The sequence below is a fragment of the Prevotella conceptionensis 9403948 genome (genome assembly GCF_000312305.1).
Classification (GTDB): Bacteria; Bacteroidota; Bacteroidia; order Bacteroidales; family Bacteroidaceae; genus Prevotella; species Prevotella conceptionensis.
The window spans coordinates 423,153-429,152 of record NZ_HE999446.1; the positions used below are offsets into that span (position 1 = coordinate 423,153).

Below are 6,000 nucleotides of genomic sequence, written 5' to 3' on the forward strand. Positions count from 1 at the left end.
GTTTAGCACCAAAATGCACTGCAATTAGCACCAAAACGCACTCCATTTAGCAGCATATTGCACCATATTTAGCTAAAAATGGCCCGAAAGTTGGTGCAAATGACGGTTTGTTGTAATAAATATTCATTCTTCCACATCCGAGAACTACCCCCTTTTTGCAACGAAACAAACCCTCGCGAGAATCGATTTTTTGCGGCAAGGTAGGCAACTGGTGGGGAAAAAAGGCACTTTTAATGTTAAATTTTAGACTGAAAAATAGACAAAAAAATCGATACATGTACACGCGCATGGATAACGGCACAGAAACACGTACGTTCACTACTACCGAAAGCCGAACGATTGCTCGTAATGAATGGGTACTCGCCATTAATAAACGTTTCAAGAAGTTCTTCTAAATCGGACTTATTTTGACTACAATTCCAGTTAAAAAGTACTAAACCGTTTGGTTGGGTAGAATAATATTTTACCTTTGCTCAATAGAAAAGCTTTTGGCAAACAACTTTAAATTAAACAATCACAAACTTCCAAGAAATAGTACATCATGCAGAACCTAAAAACTAAGTTATTCACAACATTATTTCTGCTTTCGTTCCCATGCTTTCACACAATGGCCCAACAATCAGAAGGAGGAGACGAAAAATGAAAGCTGATAAGAACAGGGTTAAGGGTGCAAACGAGTAGGTTTGCAAAGGAATTCAGACCCTATGAACTTACTTCGGCCATTGGTTGGAACATCACTAGTCGTTTCTTTGCCAACCTGCAAGGTGAGGCAGCTGTGGCACTATTCAAAGTAGACGGCAAGAAGGACTACTCAACCAACTACACGCTGGGGCTGAACACTGGATATACCTTCGTTAAAAACGACCTTTGCAGCATCGATGCACGCATTGGTGCAGGCACAAAGCTTGGCAAAAGCGATGCCTGGAACTACCATTATTACGACCTAGGAGTAATGATGCACATCGGCAAAGGCCACTTCAGGCCTACTTGCGGTATTGGTTTACGGCACTACAAGTCGCACAACGACGCATTTAAAGACCGCACACGCATCTATGCAACAGTAGGTATGATATTCGGCGGATAGCATTACGTAACGCCCTTACGCGCAAAGCAAAAGGGCAAAACGTGCTATTAAGACACTATTATGGTGGTGAAAGAGACGGTAATGTCTGTTTCACCACCATTTTTTACGTGCCAAGCCAAACGCCAATCACGCAAAAAAAGGTCAATCAAACCCCGAACTATGGTTAAATGCAGCTAAAAATAGCCATAAATTGAACAGCAAAACAAAGAAAAGTTAGTTTCGTATTCAGATTTTAGCTATCTTTGCAGTATGATTAATGGTTTAGAACACATTGGCAACATCCCCATAAGCACGTCTGCCCTCTCCTCGTTATACCCCGAAATGAAGGCAGGCAACCAAAAGGTGCGCAACCTTGAACTAGCAGGAAAGCTCATCCGATTAAAGAAGGGACTTTACGTTGTCAACCCAACCGTATCGCGCGTAGCACTATCCACAGAGCTAATTGCCAATCACATCTATGCCCCATCGTATATATCCATGTCTTCGGCCCTAAGATATTATGGACTGATACCAGAAACGGTCTATGCCATTCAGTCGATGACGATAAAGCATTCGCGCAGTTTCAACACGCCCATTGGTCGATTCGACTACACATCCATCAACCGCGACGCCTTTCATATAGGCGTAACCAACATCAATAAGCAAAGCTGTTCATTCCTCATAGCAACGCCAGAAAAGGCGTTATGCGACCTCATTGCCAATTCGCCGTTGGTAAATCTGCGATATTTAAAGGATGTTGAGGTGTATCTAGAACAAGACATACGAATGAACATTGACGAACTGCGTAAGATGAACCTCACCATCTTTGAGCAATACGCCAAGGTTGGCAAGAAGGGCAAGTCTATACAAACGCTCATTAATTACTTAAACCGATGAACGAAATATACAACCTCATGCTATCGGCTTACGAACAGACAACCGAACAGCAAAAGCGCAATGCCACTTTCGAAGTAAATCAGCAGATAATACTTGCTGGTCTTTACAATGGCGGTTTCTTCGACGAGGCAGCTTTCTATGGCGGTACATGTCTTCGCATATTTCACGAACTTCAACGCTTTTCAGAAGACATGGATTTTTCACTTCTTGCGCCAAACAAAGCATTCGATTTCAGCCGATACTTCCAACCAATCATCGACGAGTTTGCCATTGTTGGCCGAAAAGTTGAAATAACGAAGAAAGACAAGAAAGCCTTTGGCAAGGTAGAATCGGCTTTTTTGAAAGATAACACCGATGTGTACGATGTTACCTTTCAGGCAGAAGAGTCTGTAAAAATCAAGATTGAAGTTGATACTCAGCCCCCTTTGAAATTCAACACAGAGCAAAAACTTCTGCTATTGCCAAAGTCGTTCATGGTTCGTTGCTATACCTTGCCCAACCTTTTTGCAGGAAAGATGCACGCTTTGCTTTACCGAACATGGAAAAATAGGGTAAAAGGGCGCGATTGGTACGACTTTGAATGGTACATACGCCACAATACACCACTCGATTTCAATCATCTGCACGAGCGTACCTTGCAGTTTAATCAAGAAGACATAAGCAAGGAATTGTTTCTTGAAAAGCTGAAACAACGATTTTCAACAGCCGACATCAATCAAGTGAAAGCCGATGTCTTACCCTTTGTTCGCAATCCAAAGGAACTCGACATCTGGTCGAACGACTATTTTTTGCAATTGGCAAGCAAGATAAAATTTATGTAAAGATTCTTTGAACAATCTGCATCAAAACCCTAAAACCCACTACTCACCATCTTACAACTCACAAAGGGCAATACATTAAACCGCATTTTGCACAAATGTCAACTCGCCTGAGAATTGAATATTTGCGACCAAAGTGGGCGATTGGCTGGCAAGAATGGCAGCCAAAATGCCAAAAAACGTGCTGAAAATATTAAATTCTTACACTTCTATCGGTTCAAACACCTTCGAACAGACCACCAAAAGCAAATTAAAAACAGCGTACAGAAATAATAAGAATAGACCACTGGAAATTGCACGACAATGCGTTTAAGGGCCGTAAACGCATTAATTTTGTGGCTATACCCACAAGATAAAAAACATACAAGCAAAGAAAAAGAGCCGTAAACGTACTATTAAGATACTAACATGTCAACCTGAACGACGGATAATAGCCCGTTTGCTCTATTGTTTACCCATAGCAAACTACCAACACGTCAATCCTTAACGCTTTACTTGCACTGCATATTTCAATTGGATGATACAAATGGCATCCATTGCCATCTCTAACTGGCATATATCTACAAGGTCGCACATAGGTAAAAGCTAAGAAATGGCATAAAGAGACTTTAAAGGCTGCACACAAAGCTACATCACCGCGAGTTAATTTACATGCGTTAGGTACATTTGAGGACGATACGCGAAGAATAAAGAGCAAAATAACCCCATTAATAAATTAAGAAAGAGGTGAAAACGGCTTTCGCAAGCGTCTTCACCTCTTTCTTTAATTTCATTCTACAATATGGAAATCGCCCTTATCGTCTTTCTGCAAGGTGAGCAAGAACTGTGGGTATGAAGTTTTCCTGGGTTTAATCTCCACCCCATTGTAATATATTCGTTCAATCGCGATGCTACTGTCGGCCAACATATCTTTATCTTCTGCCGCGTAATAAACAAAATCAATGCGGAGGTCGATGGTTTTGCCCTCGATGTTCAATTGCGTTGTAGCATAGCCTTCGCCATGCGAGCGGCTGGCGTTATAGGTCATGTCTTTTTCGTCGGGCAGTTCAGCAATAAACTCCAAACGTTTCTCTCCCAAGCTATTGTCTGCGTTGATGCGCACGGAGAAGCCTTGCTTGCTTTGCAAGCCATAGACAGAGAAGTTTTTTTTCTGCATCAACAACTCATAATCGTAAGCTTGCCCCTTGGCGTCTAGCAGCGAAAGCAAAATCGTGTTCTGCCGAAGAGCAGCTATCGTGGGCTGATAGTCATATTCATTGCGGGTGGTGCACGATGAAAAGATTAGGCAACCGAACAAGAATGCCATCGAGATGCGTAGTTTAGCGATATTCATAATGAATGGATTGTTAATTATTGATAGTGGTTAGGGGGAAGGGGGGAGGATGGAAACGTCTATTGTTTCACCACATCGAAACCTCCTTCTACGTTTTTACGCAAGGTGAGAAAAACAAAATTAGAAGTTCTCTTCACCAAAAAGGTAGTGTTGTTATAACTAACGCTATCGGCAAGGAATGGATAAACTCTATCATCATATCGGTTAGGAAAGCTGAAATGAAAACCAATCTGTACAGACTTTCCGTCAATGCAAAGTTTCATTGCTGCGTTGCCAACATAAAACTGATTATCTTGGCTTAGGCGAACATTCTTCTTATCTGGCAATTCTGCATTGAAACGCAAACATATCTCTGCCTTATCTTTGTTGGGCTTAAAAGCGTTGACAGAAATAAACTTGCGACTCTGACAACCATATACAGAGAAAGCGTTCTGGCTTAACAGTCGATTACAGTCTATTGTTCGCCCCTCTTCGTCTTGCAAGGTCAACAAAACCACATTGGCTTTGTTGTCGGAGAAAAATGGTTCGTACTGAATATCATCACTAGACCCACAACCCAAAAACAACAAAACAAAAAATAAGGAAAAGACACCGGTAATAAATCTATTTATACACATAATCAGCTAAATTGACATACATTGAAATCTGATACCAAAAACCTTGATAAGGGGCATCAAAAGAAGACCAAAAATTATCGTTGGCGCAAAACCAACCATTACCACGACCAAAGCCCCAATTGACTGTCGGAACAGGAATAAAAACATACAGTTAAAACTGCAAATAATAAAGTTTTTTTCATAAAGATTAATTTAGTGTTAGAATGTGTAAAGTAATAATAGATGTACTTATAATCTACATCTTAATGTAATTATATACTCACAAAGATAGAAATAAAAGCAAAACCAGACAAAAAAACAAGAGATTTTAACACTACAAGCAATAATAAGAGAAAGATAGTGTCAACAGTTGCACGAGAACAAAAGTTTGGCCAATTCGGGATAACAATTAATCCATTAGACATTACTGAAAAATATACCCGCGATAAGACACCCCATAGCCACACCAATAGCCCAAACCGCCGTGAATATTGGTGCGAATGTTCTGCATCGAGTTAAATAGTGGGTTTCGCCCTTCGCCATGATAGTCGTCCATACTCTTCCAAAACTCGTACGAAACAGAGTCGATATGGCAGAATTTAATCGTTACTAACTCGTACCGCTTAAAGAAAGTGGCGTTGGGATTGGCCACGTTTTGCCGCGAATTGTTAACCAAAATAGAGGCCTGCGTGGGCAAAAGACGATCGTTATAAGTGCCCAGATAAGTGGAATGAAAGTCTTTACTATGTCCATATTGCCGCACAAACACCTTGTAATAGTCGGTTGTGGCAGGATTATCCGTAAACCCTACGCGCAGTTTATACCAACCTGGAAACAACGGAAGCTCTTCTGCCTTGATGCTTGTAAGGCCAACAGGCTTGGGAATGGTGGTTACGGCATGGGCATGAAAGTTCTGAAAGTCCACGCGCAACGTATAAGTCTTGCCCACTTCGCCCCGCATGTCGGAGGTGGTATAGATGTAAGGCGGAAAGTAATCCCTATGGGGCATGCCCGTAAGCACCACTTCGCGCGTGCCGTCGCTCACCGTTACTTTGGCCCAACGCAACAAAAAGCGGTCGAGCGAATCGGTTGATTGCAACCGCTTTGATATGGGAACGGTGGTGGTTAACTTCACAATGGGAAAGCCGCCACTATCTATCCAGCCCTCAACCACTAGCTGCACGGGGGCTTGTTTCACCTCCGTTTCTTCGCAACTAAGGCAAAAAAACACCAACAATAATGGGAATAATAACCTGTACATGGCCTAAAACTTAAAAAAATAACTGATGGATG

Annotated in this window: 7 protein-coding genes; 4 read left to right on the forward strand and 3 right to left on the reverse strand. The window is 41.7% G+C overall.

The features are described 5' to 3' along the window. Positions 1-233: 233 nt before the first annotated feature. The 4 genes from BN93_RS17940 (at position 234) to BN93_RS07840 (ending at position 2,781) form a co-directional block, all read left to right on the forward strand. The gene (locus BN93_RS17940) at positions 234-395 is read left to right on the forward strand and encodes a hypothetical protein (RefSeq protein ID WP_198007503.1); all 162 of its coding nucleotides are present in this window, start codon (positions 234-236) and stop codon (positions 393-395) included. A 272-nt stretch (positions 396-667) separates the two neighbouring features. Continuing rightward, complete coding sequence (locus tag BN93_RS07830) at positions 668-1,084, forward strand: hypothetical protein (RefSeq protein WP_019187795.1); 417 nt, start codon at positions 668-670, stop codon at positions 1,082-1,084. Positions 1,085-1,333: 249 nt separating this feature from the next. Further along, positions 1,334-1,960 (forward strand): type IV toxin-antitoxin system AbiEi family antitoxin domain-containing protein, encoded by a 627-nt coding sequence (locus BN93_RS07835; protein WP_019187796.1) that lies wholly within the window; start codon positions 1,334-1,336, stop codon positions 1,958-1,960. Continuing rightward, entirely contained in the window at positions 1,957-2,781 is an 825-nt protein-coding gene (locus BN93_RS07840; RefSeq protein WP_019187797.1) for a nucleotidyl transferase AbiEii/AbiGii toxin family protein, read from the forward strand. The genes BN93_RS07835 and BN93_RS07840 overlap by 4 nt, the downstream gene beginning before the upstream one ends. Before the next feature lie 766 nt (positions 2,782-3,547). On the opposite strand, the gene BN93_RS07845 is transcribed toward BN93_RS07840, so the two are convergent. The 3 genes from BN93_RS07845 to BN93_RS07855 form a co-directional block, all read right to left on the reverse strand. Next, on the reverse strand, positions 3,548-4,111 hold the full coding sequence (locus BN93_RS07845) for a hypothetical protein (RefSeq protein WP_019187799.1): 564 nt from the start codon (positions 4,109-4,111) through the stop codon (positions 3,548-3,550). Between the two features lie 59 nt (positions 4,112-4,170). Continuing rightward, complete coding sequence (locus tag BN93_RS07850; RefSeq protein WP_157462768.1) at positions 4,171-4,602, reverse strand: hypothetical protein; 432 nt, start codon at positions 4,600-4,602, stop codon at positions 4,171-4,173. Positions 4,603-5,131: 529 nt separating this feature from the next. Continuing rightward, entirely contained in the window at positions 5,132-5,968 is an 837-nt protein-coding gene (locus BN93_RS07855; RefSeq protein ID WP_044260104.1) for a DUF4249 family protein, read from the reverse strand. Between the last annotated feature and the right edge of the window lie 32 nt (positions 5,969-6,000).

What these genes read in the sequence shown, in the direction of transcription:
- BN93_RS17940 (WP_198007503.1), top strand. Translation starts at nt 234, where the DNA reads ATGTTAAATTTTAGACTGAAAAATAGACAAAAAAATCGATACATGTAC.
- BN93_RS07835 (WP_019187796.1), top strand. Translation starts at nt 1,334, where the DNA reads ATGATTAATGGTTTAGAACACATTGGCAACATCCCCATAAGCACGTCT.
- BN93_RS07840 (WP_019187797.1), top strand. Translation starts at nt 1,957, where the DNA reads ATGAACGAAATATACAACCTCATGCTATCGGCTTACGAACAGACAACC.
- BN93_RS07845 (WP_019187799.1), bottom strand. Translation starts at nt 4,111, where the DNA reads ATGAATATCGCTAAACTACGCATCTCGATGGCATTCTTGTTCGGTTGC.
- BN93_RS07855 (WP_044260104.1), bottom strand. Translation starts at nt 5,968, where the DNA reads ATGTACAGGTTATTATTCCCATTATTGTTGGTGTTTTTTTGCCTTAGT.